Raw genomic sequence first — 1024 nt, forward strand, 5'->3', positions numbered from 1 at the left:
CTTACTGCCACTGATGCATCCATTACCGTAACTACTGGTACTGGGGCTACATTAGTAGATGCGAGTATTCAAGTAGCGACCGATGGTATCACCAATGCGAAAATGGCCGATAATGCTATTGATACCGCAGAGCTGGTTGACGACGCGGTGACCACTGCGAAGATTACTGACTTAAATGTGACTACAGGAAAACTAGCTGCCGATGCTGTTGACAATACCAAACTAGCAGATGATGCGGTGCAAGTCGAAAACATTTTAAATGGTACTGCAAATCAAGTACTCAAAACAAATGCCGCTGGTACCGATGTGGAATGGGGTACACTTGATGCAAACAATATCACAGGTGAAGATCTTACTGCTACTGATGCATCCATTACCGTAACTACCGGTACTGGAGCTACATTAGTTGATGCGAGTATTCAAGTGGCTACCGATGGTATCACCAATGCGAAGATGGCCGATAATGCTATTGATACCGCAGAGCTGGTTGACGACGCGGTGACCACTGCGAAGATTACTGATTTAAACGTGACTACAGGAAAACTAGCTGCCGATGCTGTTGACAATACCAAACTAGCAGATGATGCGGTGCAAGTCGAAAACATTTTAAACGGAACTGCAAATCAAGTACTCAAAACAAATGCCGCTGGTACCGATGTGGAATGGGGTACACTTGATGCAAACAATATCACAGGTGAAGATCTTACTGCTACTGATGCATCCATTACCGTAACTACTGGTACTGGAGCTACATTAGTTGATGCGAGTATTCAAGTCGCTACTGATGGTATCACCAATGCGAAGATGGCCGATAATGCTATTGATACCGCAGAGCTGGTTGACGACGCGGTTACAACAGCCAAGATTGCTGATTTAAACGTGACTACGGGAAAACTAGCTGCCGATGCCGTTGACAATACCAAACTAGCAGATGATGCGGTCCAAGTCGAGAACATTTTAAACGGTACTGCAAATCAAGTACTCAAAACAAATGCCGCTGGTACCGATGTGGAATGGGGTACCC

At 45.3% G+C, this 1024-nt stretch carries 1 protein-coding gene; it reads left to right on the top strand.

The window, feature by feature from the left end; all coding sequences use genetic code 11:
* Positions 1-1024: hypothetical protein (locus ABN763_RS18970; protein WP_410487078.1), on the top strand; the 1024-nt coding region annotated here is incomplete at both ends.

The sequence above is a fragment of the Spongiivirga sp. MCCC 1A20706 genome (assembly GCF_046524175.1).
Lineage (GTDB): Bacteria > Bacteroidota > Bacteroidia > Flavobacteriales > Flavobacteriaceae > Spongiivirga.